The sequence below is a fragment of the Pseudomonas graminis genome (genome assembly GCF_900111735.1).
In the GTDB taxonomy this organism is placed as follows: Bacteria; Pseudomonadota; Gammaproteobacteria; order Pseudomonadales; family Pseudomonadaceae; genus Aquipseudomonas; species Aquipseudomonas graminis.
Genome location: NZ_FOHW01000050.1, coordinates 13,514 through 29,750, shown reverse-complemented (window position 1 = coordinate 29,750; position 16,237 = coordinate 13,514). Strand labels below are relative to the sequence as shown.

At 59.5% G+C, this 16,237-nt stretch carries 15 protein-coding genes; all 15 read left to right on the top strand.

Annotated features, from left to right (window positions below; genetic code table 11):
* Positions 1–447 precede the first annotated feature (447 nt).
* The 15 genes from BMY98_RS24310 (at position 448) to fliG (ending at position 16,235) form a co-directional block, all read left to right on the top strand.
* Positions 448–1,380, top strand: coding sequence for a ketoacyl-ACP synthase III (locus tag BMY98_RS24310; RefSeq protein WP_074893014.1), 933 nt, complete (start codon positions 448–450; stop codon positions 1,378–1,380).
* Positions 1,381–1,497: 117 nt separating this feature from the next.
* A complete protein-coding gene (locus tag BMY98_RS24305; protein ID WP_074893012.1) occupies positions 1,498–2,793 on the top strand; it encodes a motility associated factor glycosyltransferase family protein in 1,296 nt (431 codons plus the stop codon).
* Positions 2,790–3,038: a hypothetical protein gene (locus BMY98_RS24300; RefSeq protein ID WP_074893010.1), complete on the top strand. Its 249-nt coding sequence runs from the start codon at positions 2,790–2,792 to the stop codon at positions 3,036–3,038. The genes BMY98_RS24305 and BMY98_RS24300 overlap by 4 nt, the downstream gene beginning before the upstream one ends.
* Positions 3,039–3,326: 288 nt before the next feature.
* The gene (locus tag BMY98_RS24295; protein ID WP_074893008.1) at positions 3,327–4,457 is read left to right on the top strand and encodes a flagellin N-terminal helical domain-containing protein; all 1,131 of its coding nucleotides are present in this window, start codon (positions 3,327–3,329) and stop codon (positions 4,455–4,457) included.
* A 298-nt stretch (positions 4,458–4,755) separates the two neighbouring features.
* Positions 4,756–5,607 (top strand): flagellin domain-containing protein, encoded by an 852-nt coding sequence (locus BMY98_RS24290; protein WP_074893005.1) that lies wholly within the window; start codon positions 4,756–4,758, stop codon positions 5,605–5,607.
* A 74-nt stretch (positions 5,608–5,681) separates the two neighbouring features.
* Positions 5,682–6,071, top strand: a complete 390-nt coding sequence (locus BMY98_RS24285) for a flagellar protein FlaG (protein ID WP_074893003.1) — start codon at positions 5,682–5,684, stop codon at positions 6,069–6,071.
* 78 nt (positions 6,072–6,149) lie between these two features.
* Positions 6,150–7,577: a flagellar filament capping protein FliD gene (fliD, locus tag BMY98_RS24280; protein WP_074893001.1), complete on the top strand. Its 1,428-nt coding sequence runs from the start codon at positions 6,150–6,152 to the stop codon at positions 7,575–7,577.
* Between the two features lie 120 nt (positions 7,578–7,697).
* The gene (gene fliS / locus BMY98_RS24275; protein ID WP_074892998.1) at positions 7,698–8,093 is read left to right on the top strand and encodes a flagellar export chaperone FliS; all 396 of its coding nucleotides are present in this window, start codon (positions 7,698–7,700) and stop codon (positions 8,091–8,093) included.
* Between the two features lie 11 nt (positions 8,094–8,104).
* Complete coding sequence (fliT, locus tag BMY98_RS24270) at positions 8,105–8,401, top strand: flagellar protein FliT (protein ID WP_065987286.1); 297 nt, start codon at positions 8,105–8,107, stop codon at positions 8,399–8,401.
* 169 nt (positions 8,402–8,570) lie between these two features.
* Entirely contained in the window at positions 8,571–10,046 is a 1,476-nt protein-coding gene (locus BMY98_RS24265) for a sigma-54 dependent transcriptional regulator (RefSeq protein ID WP_074892996.1), read from the top strand.
* Between the two features lie 139 nt (positions 10,047–10,185).
* Positions 10,186–11,451 (top strand): sensor histidine kinase, encoded by a 1,266-nt coding sequence (locus BMY98_RS24260; RefSeq protein WP_245760115.1) that lies wholly within the window; start codon positions 10,186–10,188, stop codon positions 11,449–11,451.
* A complete protein-coding gene (locus BMY98_RS24255) occupies positions 11,448–12,854 on the top strand; it encodes a sigma-54-dependent transcriptional regulator (protein ID WP_074892992.1) in 1,407 nt (468 codons plus the stop codon). The genes BMY98_RS24260 and BMY98_RS24255 overlap by 4 nt, the downstream gene beginning before the upstream one ends.
* Before the next feature lie 249 nt (positions 12,855–13,103).
* Positions 13,104–13,433: a flagellar hook-basal body complex protein FliE gene (gene fliE / locus BMY98_RS24250; protein WP_065987290.1), complete on the top strand. Its 330-nt coding sequence runs from the start codon at positions 13,104–13,106 to the stop codon at positions 13,431–13,433.
* A gap of 14 nt (positions 13,434–13,447) precedes the next feature.
* Positions 13,448–15,226, top strand: coding sequence for a flagellar basal-body MS-ring/collar protein FliF (gene fliF / locus BMY98_RS24245; RefSeq protein ID WP_074892990.1), 1,779 nt, complete (start codon positions 13,448–13,450; stop codon positions 15,224–15,226).
* Positions 15,219–16,235, top strand: a complete 1,017-nt coding sequence (gene fliG / locus BMY98_RS24240) for a flagellar motor switch protein FliG (RefSeq protein WP_065987292.1) — start codon at positions 15,219–15,221, stop codon at positions 16,233–16,235. The genes fliF and fliG overlap by 8 nt, the downstream gene beginning before the upstream one ends.
* Positions 16,236–16,237 lie beyond the last annotated feature (2 nt).

Below are 16,237 nucleotides of genomic sequence, written 5' to 3'. Positions count from 1 at the left end.
TGCAGTCAGTGATATTGGATGTGAACGCAAATGTGGGACCGGCTTTAGCCGGGAAGACGGCATACGCTACACCGCAAAATTGTCGTCGCGCACCAAGGCCTCTTCCCGGCTGAAGCCGGTCCCACTGAAGCCTCGCAGATGTTCAACCACCCGCCACAATCCCGTGACATCTTCATGTCAATTGCCTGTCTGAGCGGCGTTCTCAGGTTGCGCAGCACCTGTCGGTCAGCTAAAAGCTTGTAAAACTTTTGGTGACCTGTGGGTCATAACGGGCATCTTCACTGTATCGTGTTGGCGGGCCGTGACGTCGTCGGGCTGATTCCAGAGCGATTCTGGTGTCGCTTCGCCGTGTACGTCGCCTTTTTTTCAGGCCGCAAGCCCCGGATTTTCAACGCCCCGCCTAACCGCGCCGGGTGATGTTCAGCAGTTTTTTATTGGGAAGCCATGATGATTGGCATCAAGAGCATAGCGAGTTATGTGCCCACAGCCGGCGTCGACAATTACGCCCAGGGTGCCAAATTCGGAAAGGATGAAGACTTCATCCTTGGCAAGATCGGTTCTGCTTTTCTGCCGCGTAAAGACGACAGCCAGGAAACCTCGGACCTGTGTGTCGAAGCGGTCAACCAGTTGTTCGCCAACAACCCCGGGCTGTCACGGGACGCCATTGACGCCCTGATCGTCGTCACCCAGAACGGCGACGAAGAAGGCCTGCCGCACACGGCGGCCATCGTTCAGCACAAACTCGGCCTGCCGACCCACATCGCTGCGTTCGACATTTCCCTCGGCTGCTCGGGCTATGTCTACGGCATCTATGCGCTGAAAGGCTTCATGGAAGCGACCGGGTTGAAGAATGGTTTGCTGGTCACTGCCGACCCGTATTCGAAGATCGTCGACCCGGAAGACCGCAACACCACCATGCTCTTCGGCGACGCCGCCACGGCGACCTGGATGAGCGACGACGCCCCATGGCAGCTGGGCAAATCCAAGTTCGGCACCGACGGCTCGGGTGCAGAGTTCCTCAAGACCACTGATGGCGCGTTCTACATGAACGGGCGTCAAGTGTTCAACTTCGCGCTGGTCAAAGTGCCTGCGCACCTCAACGAATTGCTCGAAGACTCCGGCTTGCAATCCTCCGACGTCGATGCGTTCTGCATCCACCAGGGCAGCGCGGCCATCGTCGATGCGGTCGCCCGACGGTTCGAGGACGGCAAGTCGCCGGAGAAATTCGTCAAGGACATGCTCGAGACCGGCAACACGGTGTCGTCCAGCATTCCGCTGCTGCTGGAAAAACACGTCATGAACGCCACGTGGAAACGCATCGCGGTCAGTGGTTTCGGCGTGGGCTTGTCGTGGGGCTCGGCGATCCTTTATCGTCCCTGAAATCGCACCACCGGGCTGCCCCCAGCCTGCACAACGGCGACGCTGATGACTCAGGTCGCCGTTTTGCTTTCTGCACCTCTCACGGGACCGCCGTGCCAAACCGACAGGACTGCCGTCATGAGCGAGTATTTCCAGCGCAACCTCGCCGTGATCGAACAGCGCTGGCCCGACGTGGCCCGGCGGTTGCGCGCCGAAAACGTCGAATCCATTCCCGCGCAGCTGATCGAAGGCCGCCAATCGACCCTCAGCATTGGCGGCATTCAGCTCACCAGCCGCCATGATCGCCTCGCCGAAGCACAAACCCAGGCACAAAGCCTCCCGAACGATAGCCCCGTCGTGCATCTCTATGGCACCGCCCTCGGCGATCTGCAGCGGGTTTTACTGGGCGAACATTCTCTGCAAACGCTGCACGTCCATATCCTTAATGGCGCGCTGTTCACATTGGTGCTGCAACTGCTGGAACAGGATGACTGGCTGTCCGACCCCCGCGTGAACCTCGCGTACGCCGACGCCCGCAGCGAGATTCAACTGCCCTTCTTTGCGTTGCCGGCCGAACTGGTGCTGGCCGACGACGGCAGCGCACGGATCCGCGACCGGCTGGTCAGCGAGGTGCACGTCGGCTTCAACAACCAGGCGTTCGCCGCCGACACCCCCGACAACGCGCGCCTGCTGGAACAGGGCAGGGCGCTGCTGCAACGGGACACCGACGTCGCGTCGCTGTTCGGCACTCAGCAGGGGTGCGACGTGTTCGTCATCGCCACGGGGCCGAGTCTGCAACAGCATTTGCCGCGCCTGTTGAGCACATCAAACAGCGCCAACCGGCCGCTGATCATCTGCGTTGACACCGCTTACGTGCCGCTGCGCAACCAGGGCATCAGGCCGGACGTGGTGGTGAGCATCGACCACCGCATCACCCCGCGGCATCTGCCCACCGAAGGTTCCGCACACATCGCGCTGGTCTATGTGCCGGGCCAGGACGCCGCAATGCTGGACGCCTGGCAAGGCCCGCGCTACGTCGGCTATTCCACCAGCCCGCTGTATGCCCGGCTGCGCGAGGAAATCCCCAAAGCCACGTTGCACGTGGGCGGGAGTGTCATCCATCCGGCCGTCGATCTCGCGGTGAAAATGGGTGCCGCGCGAATCACCCTGTTCGGCGCCGACTTCGCCTTCCCCGGAGGCAAGACCCACACCGGCTGGCAGGACGGCGATCTGGGGCCAGCCCTGAGCATCGCCAAACACTGGGTGCGCGACGGTCGGGGCAACAAGGTCAAGACCCAGCTGAATTTCCGCAGCTACCTCATCGAACTCGAACGCTTCATCGCCCGCCACCCGCAGGTCACCTTCTTCAACACCAGCCGCGACGGTGCGCTGATCGCCGGCGCCGACTTCGACCCTGACTGGACCTTGCCATGACCCTGCCTCAACACGTCATAGAAGAAGCCCGCGAATGCGCCAAGCTGTTTCGCCTGGGCCGGGATATCGAAGGGGCGTTGAAAATGGTCGAGCTGATTGATCGGTCGCTGCCTTTGATGGACGGGGTTTCTCCCGAGAGACAGGCTGAATGGGGGAGGGTGTTGAGTGCGATTCTGGCGTGTCAGGAGCGGCAGGACTGGGTGGGGTTGGCGGATTGGCTTGAAGTCGAGTTTCTTGAGGTCTGACACTTTCCCATTGTCGGGAAGTTAGAGAAAACTCCTACATTAGTTTCAGTTTGATCTGAATTAAGCGGCCCGCAGGGGCCGTTTTTTTATGTTTTTTTAATCTCCAGTCCATTTAATAACTTAGCTGTTTTATTACCCTGCAATTGTCGTGATGGCGCAGCCTGCGCGACGTGTTTGTTGTTAAAGCCACTCTGCAGTTCGTCGATAGCTGGGCTGTAAGTTCTCCGGGAGAAATGGACTTCCCCGATACCAGAGAGCTCTCCGTTTCTATCAACGAGGGAATTAAAAATGGCTTTAACTGTAAACACTAATATTGCTTCGCTGTCTGTTCAGCGGAATTTGAACAGGTCTTCCGATTCTCTGAGCACTGCAATGACCCGCCTGTCTTCAGGATTGCGGATCAATACTGCCAAGGACGATGCTGCTGGATTGCAGCTTGCGACTCGGCTGACCACTCAAATACGCGGCATGACTGTTGCGACACGCAATGCGGGGGCGGCTATATCCATTATCCAAACGGCTGAAGGAGCATTGGATCAGTCTTTGAACAACTTGCAGCGGATGCGAGACCTCGCGGTGCAAGCTGCCAACGGTGATAAAGGGCCGAAAGAAAGAGATGCTTTAAATGCCGAGTTCCTGAAACTGACGGCCGAAGTGTCCAGGACCGCCAAAGGTACAACGTTCGGCGCTGAGTTGAATTTGCTGGATGGAAGTGCGGGGGAACTGAGTTTCCAGATTGGTGCGAATGTGGGCGCTACTGAGAAGATCAGCCTTACTCTCAGTGATGATTTTTCATCCGAATCAATCTTTGTTGCGACTGAGGATCGGGCGGCTGTTGCGGCAACTGCCACACATTCGGGCGCGGCGGCTATCGTCAAAGGTGATTACACACCGCTCTCGATTGACGGCAGCGGGTCGAGAAACATAGTCAATACCGTTACGCCCCAGATGGCGGCCGATATTGAGACGGCGAAGACCGGACTCCTTGCAGCCGAGGCAACGTTTGCAGGGATCCAGACGCCTACGCAAGCCGATGTCGACACCCTTAATGCCGCTAAAAAGGCGGTGACTGACGCTGAGAAAATCCTCGGCGATGCGAAGTCGGCAGATGAGGCTCTCAACAAACCCGCTCGTACCGAGAACATTGAATACACCATCAAGGCCATTGACGCAGCGATCGGCAAGATCAACTCCGCACGTGCGGATCTAGGTGCGAATCAGAACCGCATGATGAGCGCGATCGAAAACCTCCAGAACATGACGAAGAACGCCACTGCGTCCCGAGGCCAGATCGAAGATGTGGATTTCGCTGCGGAAACCGCAGAGATGACGAAGCAACAAACCCTCCAGCAAGCCTCCACCGCCGTCCTGGCCCAAGCCAACCAACTACCGGCAGCCGTTCTCAAACTGCTGCAATAACCCACACGCCCCTATAGATAGGGGCAACCGCGACCGGGGCGCGCCGCAGGGCGCGCCCTTCTTTTGAGAACTGGTTAACAAATCGCCGGGTCAGGTTAAAGCTTATGGGGTGTGCGCCGAAACGCTGTGTATCCCCGGACAACAAACTGCGGGGGTGGCGCTCTGGTGGCAAATAAATTTGAAAAAGCCCTCAAGCTCCTGGCAACCGCGACGATAAACATTACGTAGGTTCTCTAGGCCACACCCGGCGCTTGCCAGGGCCGGACAGCCGCAGCACACAACTAACGAGGAATTCATCATGGCTTTAGGCGTAAACACCAACGTAGCTTCCCTGGCAGTTCAAAAGAACCTGGCCAAAGCTTCCGATGCACTGTCGACTTCGATGACTCGTTTGTCTTCCGGTCTGAAAATCAACAGCGCCAAAGACGACGCAGCCGGCCTGCAGATCGCAACTCGCGAAACTTCGCAAATCCGCGGCCAGACTGTTGCAATCAAGAACGCCAACGACGGTATCTCGATCGCTCAGACCGCTGAAGGCGCTCTGCAAGAATCGACCAACATTCTGCAGCGTATGCGTGAACTGGCTGTTCAGTCCCGAAACGACACGAACGGTACTGCTGACCGTGGCGCTCTGAACTCCGAATACGCCCAAATGTCGGACGAACTGACCCGTATCGCCGGTTCGACCAACCTGAACGGCAAGAACCTGCTGGATGGTTCGGCTAGCACCGTAACTCTGCAAGTCGGTTCCAACACCGGTACTTCGAACCACATCGACCTGGTCCTGACCGGCAGCTTCACTGCTTCGGCTCTGGGCGTATCGAGCGGTACAAGTTCGATCAGCGGCGGCGACAACGCCACTGCCCACACCAACGTCGACAACGCCATCTCGGCAATCGACGCTGCACTGGCACAGATCAACAGCACCCGTTCGAGCCTCGGTGCCGCGCAAAACCGTCTGACCAGCACCATCTCCAACCTGCAAAACGTTAACGAAAACGCCACTGCTGCACTGGGCCGCGTTCAAGACACCGACTTCGCCGCTGAAACCGCTAACCTGACCAAACAACAGACTCTGCAACAAGCTTCCACCTCTGTTCTGGCCCAGGCTAACCAGCTGCCATCCGCTGTTCTGAAACTGCTTCAGTAATAACGGCTAGAGTTTTGGCGGGGGAGTATGCTTGCGTGCTCTCCCGCTTTTTACTTTCAACGAGGTGAGTGGACATGGAAATAAGTAGCAGGCTGAATTTGTCTTATTCAATGGTCCAGTCGATGCCCGCGGTGCCTGTGGTTGCTGACAAGCCGGCCGTGGCGCCTCAAGTCGTTTCTGCTCCGGCTGCTTCATCGTCGTCAGGCACATCGACAAGTAAAGACTCAGATCCCGAAAAGAAAGCCGAAGAGCTGCAAGCGGCCGTCAAGCAAATGGAAAAGTTCTTCCAGTCGGTTCATCGCAACCTGGAGTTCTCCATCGACGACAAGTCGGGGAAAGTGGTGGTGAAAGTGATCGCCACGGAAACAGGTGAAGTGGTGCGGCAATTGCCGTCTGCCGAAGCGCTGAAGCTCGCCGACAGTCTGAAGAACGCCAACAGCCTGTTGTTCGACGTGAAGGTTTAAATGGCATGAAATGTGAACGCTGTGCCTGTGGCATTGCGGGCTCGTCAAATTGCCGACTACAACTGAAAGGAGACTCACATGGCTAGTCCTATTACTCCCGCAACCGGCCTCGGCTCTGGCCTGGCAATCGGTGAGATCGTCACCGCGCTGGTCAACTCCGACAAGCTGGCCAAGCAAACCCAGATCACCACCCAGACCAAGCTGGTCACCACCAAAATCTCCGGCATTGGCACGCTGACGAGTGCGATGACCGCATTTCAGACCGCGCTGACCAACCTCGGCAAGACCGACACCCCTGCGTTCGCCGGTTATGCGGCAAAAGCTTCCGATGCGACCAAGTTGACCGTTACGTCCGACAACTCGGCTGTGCCCGGTACGTACAGCATCAACGTTACGAAACTTGCCACCAGCTCCAGTGTCGCGAGCGCTTCGTTCTCAGGCGGGTCAACCAGTGCTATTCCGAGTGGCGACTTGACCCTCACTCAAAATGGCATTGACACCAAGATCACCATCCCCTCCGGCGCTACCCTGGCGTCGGTTGCCAAACAAATCAACGCCCAAAGCTCGACGTCGAACATCAGCGCCAACATCATCACCGATGACAATGGCTCACGCCTGGTGTTCAGCTCTACGGTCACGGGTAAGGGCACGGATATCACGGCGTCCAGCACGACGTCCAGCGAATTCAACATTGCTGCCGGCGCCAAACTTGATCCGACCAAGACTGGCAGTGCCGGCTACATCGATAATCAAGCTGTCGACGCCATTTTGACCGTAAACGGCCTGACCATCACCAGCGCCAGCAATACCGTGGACAAGAGCCTCGGTGGGCTGTCCATGACGCTGCTGGCAGAGGGTAAATCGACTGTTGCAGTGACCGGTAATAACGATGGCCTCAAAGCCTCGCTGCAAACCTTCATCGACGCCTACAACACGGTCGTTAAAGCAGTCGCGAGTGTTACCAAGGCCACGGTCAGCGACACCCCGGATAAAACCACCGGTGCCACGGTCACCCCGGCGGCATTGACCGGCGATGCATTGCCGCGCTCGATCCTTTCAGCGATTCGCGATCAATTGGTAACTTCAGGAGCGCCCGGCGGCATTTCCGTGCTCTCCCAGTTGGGGATCACCACCGGTCAGTCCGACGGTACGCTCAGCCTCGATGCCAAGAAATTCACCGCCGCGATGGATCAGGGTCTTGCGGGCGACGTGCAGCAACTCTTCAGCGGCACTGACAGCACCAACGGCTTGCTGTCACGGATGAAGGCTGCCATCACGCCGTACACCCAGACCGGCGGCATCTTGTCCACGCGCACCAGCAGCCTTAACAAGCAGCAGACTGATCTGCAGAACCAGCAGACGGCGCTTGACCTGCGTGTGACGACCCTGACTGCCACCCTGACTGCCAAATACAACGCGATGGACTTGTTGGTGGGGCAGTTGAAAGCCTCGTCAACGAGCATTACCTCGTTCTTCGACTCGCTCAACGCGCAGAAAAACGCGTAAACGTTGGCGCGCTGAAAATGACCCGGCCCCCAGTGCCGGGTTTTTGGCATCTGGCCTTAAAGTTTTCTCAGGCCGTGTCGATACCCTCACTATAGAAACTTCGTTGCGCGAGGTAAGACAATGAACCGTATGGCAGCCCTTCGGCAGTATCAGAAGGTCAACTCACAAGCCCAGACCGCCGTGGCCACGCCACACCGTCTGGTGCAGATGCTGATGGAAGCAGGCCTGGACCGTATTGCCCAGGCCAAGGGCGCCATCGAGCGTAAGGACATCCCCGCCAAAGGGCTGTTGATCGGCAAGGCGATTGAAATCATCGGCGGCCTGCGTGAAGGTCTGGACATGGAAAAACAGGCTGCAGCCCTGGCCCACGTCGACAACCTGTACGTCTACCTGATGAAGCGTCTGGCGGAAGCGAACATCAAATCCGATCCAAAGATCCTTGATGAAGTCAGCGGCCTGCTGACCACGGTCAAGGAAGGCTGGGACGGGATCGGCGACCAGCAACCCGTGCTCTGAAGGAGAAACCCATGAGCGTTGCACTCAAGCGAATCGAAGAAACCCGTGAAGCCTTGGTCGATGCCCTCGAGCAGCGAGACTGGGAGGCAATCGGCCAGCTCGATATGGCCTGCCGGGCCTGCGTCGATGAAGTCATCAGCCAGGCGAGCAACGATGAGCCTGAGTTGCGAACAAATCTGGAAGAGCTGCTAGGCGTCTACCGCAAGCTTATTGACGTCGCTGTGGGCGAACGTCAAGCGATCGTCGACGAAATGTCTCAGATCCAGCGAGCGAAAAGCGCGGCAAAGGTTTACCATCTGTTCGGTTGACACTTGGTCCATAGCCAAAATATGTACGCCATAAATTTGACTGTGTACGGTTTTTTGACTTAACTAGTGAAGTTCACTAATTTCGGTGATTGACACGTCTCAACGGACGAAACGAAAGCCAAGCTTGCCCGTGACCGGGCATCGAGTTGACTAGGGAAGTTGCTATTGCATGTGGCGTGAAATCAAAATCCTGCTGATCGATGACGATAGCCAGCGCCGCCGCGACATGGCGGTGATCCTGAATTTTCTGGGTGATGAGAACCTGTCCTGCTCCAGCACAGACTGGCAGCAAGTCGTGGGCTCGTTGACCTCCACCCGAGAAGTGCTTTGCGTGCTGGTCGGCAGCGTGAACGCCCCGGGCAGCCTTCAAGGCCTGCTCAAAACCGTGGCCGCGTGGGACGAGTTTCTCCCGGTCCTGCTGATGGGCGAGAACTCCTCGGGCGAACTGGCGGACGATCTGCGTCGCCGGGTCCTCTCCACCGTCGAGATGCCGCCCAGCTACAGCAAACTGCTGGACTCCCTGCACCGTGCCCAGGTCTATCGCGAGATGTACGACCAGGCCCGTGAACGTGGGCGTCAGCGCGAACCCAATCTTTTCCGCAGCCTCGTCGGCACCAGCCGTGCGATTCAGCACGTCCGTCAGATGATGCAGCAGGTCGCCGACACCGACGCCAGCGTGCTGATTCTCGGTGAATCCGGCACCGGCAAGGAAGTCGTCGCCCGTAACCTGCATTACCATTCCAAGCGCCGCGATGCGCCGTTCGTGCCGGTCAACTGCGGCGCGATCCCGGCCGAGTTGCTCGAAAGCGAACTGTTCGGCCACGAGAAGGGCGCCTTTACCGGCGCCATCACCAGCCGCGCAGGGCGCTTTGAACTGGCCAACGGCGGCACGCTCTTTCTCGATGAAATCGGCGACATGCCGCTGCCGATGCAGGTCAAACTGCTGCGCGTCCTGCAGGAACGCACCTTCGAACGCGTGGGCAGCAACAAGACCCAGAGCGTCGACGTGCGCATCATTGCCGCGACGCACAAAAATCTTGAAGACATGATCGTGATCGGCAGTTTCCGCGAGGATCTCTACTACCGTCTCAACGTGTTCCCGATCGAAATGGCGCCGTTGCGTGAGCGTGTGGAAGACATTCCGCTGCTGATGAACGAGCTGATCTCGCGCATGGAACACGAGAAGCGCGGGTCGATCCGCTTCAACTCCGCCGCCATTATGTCCCTGTGCCGTCACGGCTGGCCGGGCAACGTTCGTGAGCTTGCCAACCTCGTCGAGCGCATGGCGATCATGCACCCGTACGGTGTCATTGGTGTCTCCGAGCTGCCCAAGAAGTTCCGCTACGTCGACGACGAAGACGAGCAACTGGTCGACAGCCTGCGCAGCGATCTGGAAGAGCGCGTGGCCATCAACGGCCATACGCCGAACTTCGCCAACAGCGCGTTGTTGCCGCCTGAAGGTCTGGACTTGAAGGACTACCTCGGTGGTCTGGAGCAGGGCTTGATTCAACAGGCGCTGGACGATGCAAACGGGATCGTCGCGCGCGCCGCCGAACGTCTGCGCATCCGCCGCACCACGCTGGTGGAGAAAATGCGCAAGTACGGTATGAGCCGCCGTGAAGGCGACGAGCAGGTCGAAGACTGACTGTCGATTGACGCGTCAAAAATAAACCGCTGATTTTTCAGCGGTTTTTTTTCGGCACGAGGATTGCTATGTCTCTTGGAACATACCGTTTACTGACGGTTCGCTACCCGAGAGATCAACTATGCCCCAGGCCGCTCAGATGTCTTCCGAACCCGGTTCAGCCATTGGTTCGTTAGTGCAGCAGTCCCCGGAAGTGGCGAGCAGGCAAGGCCTTGAACAGGCCTTCGCGCTGTTCAGCCAGATGTCGACTCAACTGACCGATTCCTACGGCCTGCTGGAAGCACGGGTCACCGAGCTCAAGGGCGAGCTGGCCGTGGTCAGCGCTCAGCGCATGCAGGAGCTGGCGGAGAAAGAACGCCTGGCGAACCGCCTTCAGAACCTGCTTGATCTGCTGCCCGGCGGCGTCATCGTTATCGACGGCACCGGCATGGTCCGCGAGGCCAATCCCGCTGCGCTGGATCTTCTGGGCGAGCCGTTGATCGGCATGCTCTGGCGCCACGTCATCGCCCGTTGCTTTGCGCCGCGCGAAGACGATGGCCACGAAATCTCCCTGAAGGACGGGCGCCGGCTGTCCATTGCCACCCGTTCTCTGGACGCCGAGCCAGGACAACTGGTGCTGCTCAACGACCTGACCGAAACCCGTCATCTGCAAAGTCAGTTGGCACGTCACGAGCGCTTGTCGTCCCTGGGTCGCATGGTCGCGTCACTGGCCCATCAGATCCGTACGCCGCTGTCCGCCGCCATGATTTACGCCAGCCATCTGGCCGAACAGGCGCTGAACGTCGAGACCCAGCAGCGCTTCGCCGGACGACTCAAGGAGCGCCTGCACGAGCTTGAGCATCAGGTCCGCGACATGCTGGTGTTTGCCCGTGGCGAACTGCCGCTGACTGATCGGGTGACGCCGGCCGCGCTGGTCGCCGCCCTCGAATCCGCCGCCCAGACTCACGTGCGTGACGTGGCCGTGCGCTGGCAGTGCGACAGCCCTGCGGGCGAATTGCTGTGCAACCGCGACACGCTGGTCGGCGCGTTGCTCAACCTTATTGAAAACGCCGTCCAGGCCAGTGCCGGGCAGAGTAACGAGCGGCGCCGCATCAAGATCCATGCGTATAACCGTGGCAACACATTGCGTCTGTGTATCAGCGACAGTGGCAGCGGCATCGAGCCGGCCGCGCTGGCCCGCATCGGCGAGCCCTTCTTCACCACCAAAACCACCGGCACCGGTCTCGGCCTGGCCGTTGTCACCGCTGTGGCGCGGGCGCATCAAGGGCGTGTCGACTTCCGCTCGCGTCCGGGCCGTGGCACCTGCGCCATCGTCTCGTTGCCTCTGATTCCGGGGGCTGGCAATCCGGCTTGCAATGCAAGTGAGGCGGGCCCGTTGGCGATTTCTTCGGGTGAGCGCTCATGACCATTAACGTGCTGCTGGTTGAGGATGACCCTTCTTTGCGTGAAGCGCTGGGCGAAACCCTGGCGCTGGCCGGCCATGCCTATCAGGCGGTCGGTTCGGCGGAAGAGGCGCTGATTGCCGCTGCGGATTCGTCGTTCAGCCTGGTGGTCAGTGACGTCAATATGCCCGGCATGGACGGTCACCAGCTGCTCGGCCAGTTGCGCAGCCGCTACCCGCAGCTGCCGGTGCTCCTGATGACCGCCCATGGCACGGTCGACCGCGCCGTTGAGGCGATGCGTCAGGGCGCTGCCGATTACATGGTCAAGCCTTTTGAACCCAAGGCATTGTTGGCCCTGGTGGCTCGCCATGCATTGGGTCGTCTCGGGCCGGCCGATGGCGAGGGTCCGATTGCGGTCGAACCTGCCAGCGTGCAGTTGCTCAGTCTCGCCAGCCGCGTGGCCAAGAGTGATTCGACGGTGTTGATTTCAGGCGAGTCCGGCACGGGTAAAGAAGTCCTGGCGCGTTTCATCCATGAGCAATCGCCCCGTGCCGGCAAGCCGTTTATCGCGATCAACTGCGCGGCTATTCCGGACAACATGCTCGAAGCCACCCTGTTCGGTCACGAGAAGGGTTCGTTCACCGGTGCCATTGCCTCCCAGGCTGGCAAGTTCGAGCAGGCCGAAGGCGGCACCATTCTGCTGGACGAGATTTCCGAGATGCCCATGGGCCTGCAGGCCAAGCTGTTGCGTGTGTTGCAGGAGCGGGAAGTGGAGCGGGTCGGTGCGCGCAAGCCTATCGAACTGGACATCCGTGTACTGGCGACCACCAACCGCGATCTGGCCGGCGAAGTGGCCGCTGGGCGCTTCCGCGAAGACCTGTTTTATCGTCTTTCGGTGTTCCCGCTCGCGTGGCAATCCTTGCGCCAGCGTCCCGCCGACATTCTGCCGCTGGCCGAGCGTCTGCTGGCCAAACACGTCAATAAAATGAAGCATGCCCCGGTGCGGCTGTCGGCCGAAGCGCAGAAGTGTCTGGTCAGCTACCCCTGGCCGGGCAATGTCCGCGAACTGGACAACGCGGTGCAGCGGGCGCTGATTCTGCAGCAGGGCGGGGTGATTCAGGCGGAGGATTTCTGCCTGACCGGTCCGGTGACGTTCGCCGCCGCGCCGACGCCTCAGGTGTCCACAGTCGCGACTGGCGCCATGGAAACGTCGGCTGATACGAACGGCGGGGAAGGGGCTGGTGCCCTGGGTGAAGACCTGCGCCGCCGTGAGTTTCAGATGATCATCGACACCCTTCGCGCCGAACGCGGCCGTCGCAAAGAGGCCGCCGAACGCCTCGGTATCAGCCCGCGTACGTTGCGCTACAAGCTGGCGCAGATGCGTGACGCGGGCATGGATGTCGAAGGGTTTCTGTTTGCCTCCTGAACCTGCCTGAAAAGACCTGTGGGAGCCGGCTTGCTGGCGAATGCCGAGTGTCAGACGCATCATTTTTACCTGACCCGTCGCCTTCGCCAGCCAGCCGGCTCCTGCGTTTATATGGCTGTCTAAATACCCGTCCGAACACTTTCATCAAACGTGGCATATTGCCGCTATTGGTCTGGCACCCTTGTTGCTAATGCTTAGGTAACCGCTGAATCCGTGTCAAAAATTTGCGGCCCTTTTGAGAGAAACGTCATGACCCAAGGTGTTGAATTTAATCGCTTGATGTTGGACATGCGCTCCATGCAAATGGACGCCATGGCTCAGCCCAAGGCAATCGCAGCGCCAGAACAGGCCGGTGCGAGCAGTTTCGCTGACATGCTCGGCATGGCAGTGAACAAGGTCAACGACACCCAGCAGGCGTCGAATCAGCTGTCCACCGCGTTCGAGATGGGCAAGAGCGGCGTGGACCTCACCGACGTGATGATCTCCTCGCAGAAAGCCAGCGTGTCGTTTCAAGCGCTGACCCAGGTACGCAACAAGCTGGTTCAGGCGTACCAAGACATCATGCAAATGCCGGTTTGAGGACGATTTAAGTCATGGCCGAAGCCGTCGTCGATAACGTACCCGCCAAAACGGGTGCGCCAGGAAGCAAGCCGCCAATGTTCGGGCTGGCCTTCCTGCAAAATCTCTCCGAGATGACCATGCTGCGTCAGGTCGGCCTGATGGTGGGCCTGGCTGCCAGCGTGGCGATTGGTTTTGCCGTCGTGCTTTGGTCGCAACAGCCGGATTACAAGCCGCTCTATGGCAGCCTGTCGGGCGTCGACACCAAGCAGGTGATGGACACGTTGGCTCAGGCTGACATTCCCTACACCGTCGAGCCTAATTCCGGCGCGCTGCTGGTGAAGTCCGATGACCTGTCCCGCGCCCGCATCAAGCTGGCCGGTGCCGGCATCGCGCAGACCGACGGCAACGTCGGTTTTGAAATCCTCGACAAGGATCAAGGTCTGGGCACCAGCCAGTTCATGGAGGCCACTCGCTACCGTCGTGGCCTGGAAGGCGAACTGGCGCGGACCATCTCCAGCCTCAACAACGTCAAGGGCGCCCGCGTTCACCTGGCGATTCCGAAGAGTTCGGTGTTCGTGCGTGATGATCGCAAGCCAAGCGCTTCGATTCTGGTTGAGCTGTATGCCGGTCGTTCGCTGGAGCCGGGTCAGGTGCTGGCGATCATGAACCTGGTCGCCACCAGCGTTCCTGAACTGAGCAAGTCGCAGATCTCTGTCGTCGATCAGAAGGGTAACCTGCTGTCCGATCAGGCCGAGAACTCCGAGCTGTCCATGGCCGGCAAGCAATTCGACTACACCCGCCGCATGGAAAGCATGCTGACCCAGCGTGTGCAGAACATTCTGCAGCCGGTGCTGGGCAATGACCGTTACAAGGCAGAAGTGTCGGCAGACGTTGATTTCAGCGCCGTCGAGTCCACTGCCGAAAGCTTCAACCCGGACCAGCCTGCGTTGCGCAGCGAGCAGACGGTCAACGAACAACGCTCCAGCAGCAGCGGTTCAGGGGGCGTACCCGGTGCACTGAGCAACCAGCCGCCAGGTCCGGCGACTGCGCCACAGAACGTCGCAGCCGGTGCTGCCGGTGCCGCAGGCGCCATTGCACCGGGCCAACCGCTGCTGGACGCCAACGGTCAACAGATCATGGACCCGGCCACCGGTCAGCCGATGCTGGCGCCGTACCCGGCCGACAAGCGTAACCAGTCGACCAAGAACTTCGAGCTCGACCGTTCCATCAGCCACACCAAGCAGCAGCAGGGCAAGGTCAATCGCCTCTCGGTTGCGGTGGTGGTCGATGATCAGGTCAAGGTCAACCCGGCCAACGGCGAGACGACAATGGTCCCGTGGACCGCCGATCAACTGGCGCGCTTCACCCGTCTGGTGCAGGACGCCGTCGGCTTCGATGCCAGCCGTGGCGACAGCGTCAGCGTGATCAACGTGCCGTTCTCCACCGATCGCGGCGAAGTCATCCCCGACATTCCGTTCTACTCGCAGTCGTGGTTCTGGGACATCGTCAAACAGGCCATGGGCGTGCTCTTCATCCTGGTGCTGGTGTTCGGTGTACTGCGTCCGGTGCTCAAGGGCATCACCAACCCCCAAGGCAAGCGCCTCGAAGGCGACTCCGAGCTGGGCGGCATGGTCGGGATGGACGGTGAATTGTCAAACGACCGCGTCAGTCTGGGCGGTCCGCAAAGTATTCTGTTGCCGAGCCCGACCGAGGGTTATGACGCACAGCTCAACGCAATCAAGAGCCTTGTGGCCGAGGACCCGGCGCGTGTAGCCCAGGTCGTCAAAGAGTGGATCAACGCTGATGAGTGATAGAGCCGCTGCGCTTAAATTGACCCGCGTGGATAAGGCCGCGATTCTGCTCCTTACCCTGGGTGAGACGGACGCTGCGCAGGTCTTGCGCCACATGGGCCCGAAAGAGGTCCAGCGAGTTGGCGTGGCCATGGCGCAAATGCGCAATGTGCACCGCGAGCAGGTCGAGCAGGTGATGAGCGAATTCGTCGACGTGGTCGGCGATCAGACCGGTGTCGGCATCGGCTCGGACGGCTACATCCGCAAGATGCTCACCCAGGCACTGGGCGAGGACAAGGCCAACGGCCTGATCGACCGGATCCTGCTGGGCGGCAACACCAGCGGTCTCGACAGCCTCAAGTGGATGGAACCGCGCGCGGTGGCCGACGTCATCCGTTTCGAGCACCCGCAGATTCAAGCGATCGTCGTCGCCTACCTGGACGCCGATCAGGCCGGTGAAGTGCTCAGCCATTTCGACCATAAAGTGCGCCTGGACATCATCCTGCGCGTGTCGTCGTTGAACACCGTGCAACCGGCGGCGCTGAAAGAATTGAACCAGATCCTCGAGAAGCAGTTCTCGGGCAACGCCAACACGTCGCGTACCACCCTGGGTGGTATCAAGCGGGCGGCGGATATCATGAACTTCCTCGACAGCTCGATCGAAGGCCAGCTCATGGATTCGATCCGCGAAGTGGACGAAGACCTGTCGACACAGATCGAAGACCTCATGTTTGTCTTCAACAACCTGTCCGACGTCGACGACCGGGGTATTCAGGCCTTGCTGCGCGAAGTGTCTTCCGATGTGCTGGTACTGGCACTGAAGGGCTCGGACGACGCCATCAAGGAAAAGATTTTCAAGAACATGTCCAAACGTGCCGCCGAACTGCTGCGCGACGACCTGGAAGCCAAAGGCCCGGTTCGTGTCAGCGACGTGGAAGGCGCCCAGAAAGAAATTCTCACCATTGCCCGTCGTATGGCGGAGGCCGGGGAGATCGTTCTTGGCGGCAAAGGTGGCGAGGAAATGATTTAAGC

Coding starts and splice junctions, on each gene's coding strand:
- BMY98_RS24310 (WP_074893014.1), top strand. CDS start 448: ATGATTGGCATCAAGAGCATAGCGAGTTATGTGCCCACAGCCGGCGTC.
- BMY98_RS24305 (WP_074893012.1), top strand. CDS start 1,498: ATGAGCGAGTATTTCCAGCGCAACCTCGCCGTGATCGAACAGCGCTGG.
- BMY98_RS24300 (WP_074893010.1), top strand. CDS start 2,790: ATGACCCTGCCTCAACACGTCATAGAAGAAGCCCGCGAATGCGCCAAG.
- BMY98_RS24295 (WP_074893008.1), top strand. CDS start 3,327: ATGGCTTTAACTGTAAACACTAATATTGCTTCGCTGTCTGTTCAGCGG.
- BMY98_RS24290 (WP_074893005.1), top strand. CDS start 4,756: ATGGCTTTAGGCGTAAACACCAACGTAGCTTCCCTGGCAGTTCAAAAG.
- BMY98_RS24285 (WP_074893003.1), top strand. CDS start 5,682: ATGGAAATAAGTAGCAGGCTGAATTTGTCTTATTCAATGGTCCAGTCG.
- fliD (WP_074893001.1), top strand. CDS start 6,150: ATGGCTAGTCCTATTACTCCCGCAACCGGCCTCGGCTCTGGCCTGGCA.
- fliS (WP_074892998.1), top strand. CDS start 7,698: ATGAACCGTATGGCAGCCCTTCGGCAGTATCAGAAGGTCAACTCACAA.
- fliT (WP_065987286.1), top strand. CDS start 8,105: ATGAGCGTTGCACTCAAGCGAATCGAAGAAACCCGTGAAGCCTTGGTC.
- BMY98_RS24265 (WP_074892996.1), top strand. CDS start 8,571: ATGTGGCGTGAAATCAAAATCCTGCTGATCGATGACGATAGCCAGCGC.
- BMY98_RS24260 (WP_245760115.1), top strand. CDS start 10,186: ATGTCTTCCGAACCCGGTTCAGCCATTGGTTCGTTAGTGCAGCAGTCC.
- BMY98_RS24255 (WP_074892992.1), top strand. CDS start 11,448: ATGACCATTAACGTGCTGCTGGTTGAGGATGACCCTTCTTTGCGTGAA.
- fliE (WP_065987290.1), top strand. CDS start 13,104: ATGACCCAAGGTGTTGAATTTAATCGCTTGATGTTGGACATGCGCTCC.
- fliF (WP_074892990.1), top strand. CDS start 13,448: ATGGCCGAAGCCGTCGTCGATAACGTACCCGCCAAAACGGGTGCGCCA.
- fliG (WP_065987292.1), top strand. CDS start 15,219: ATGAGTGATAGAGCCGCTGCGCTTAAATTGACCCGCGTGGATAAGGCC.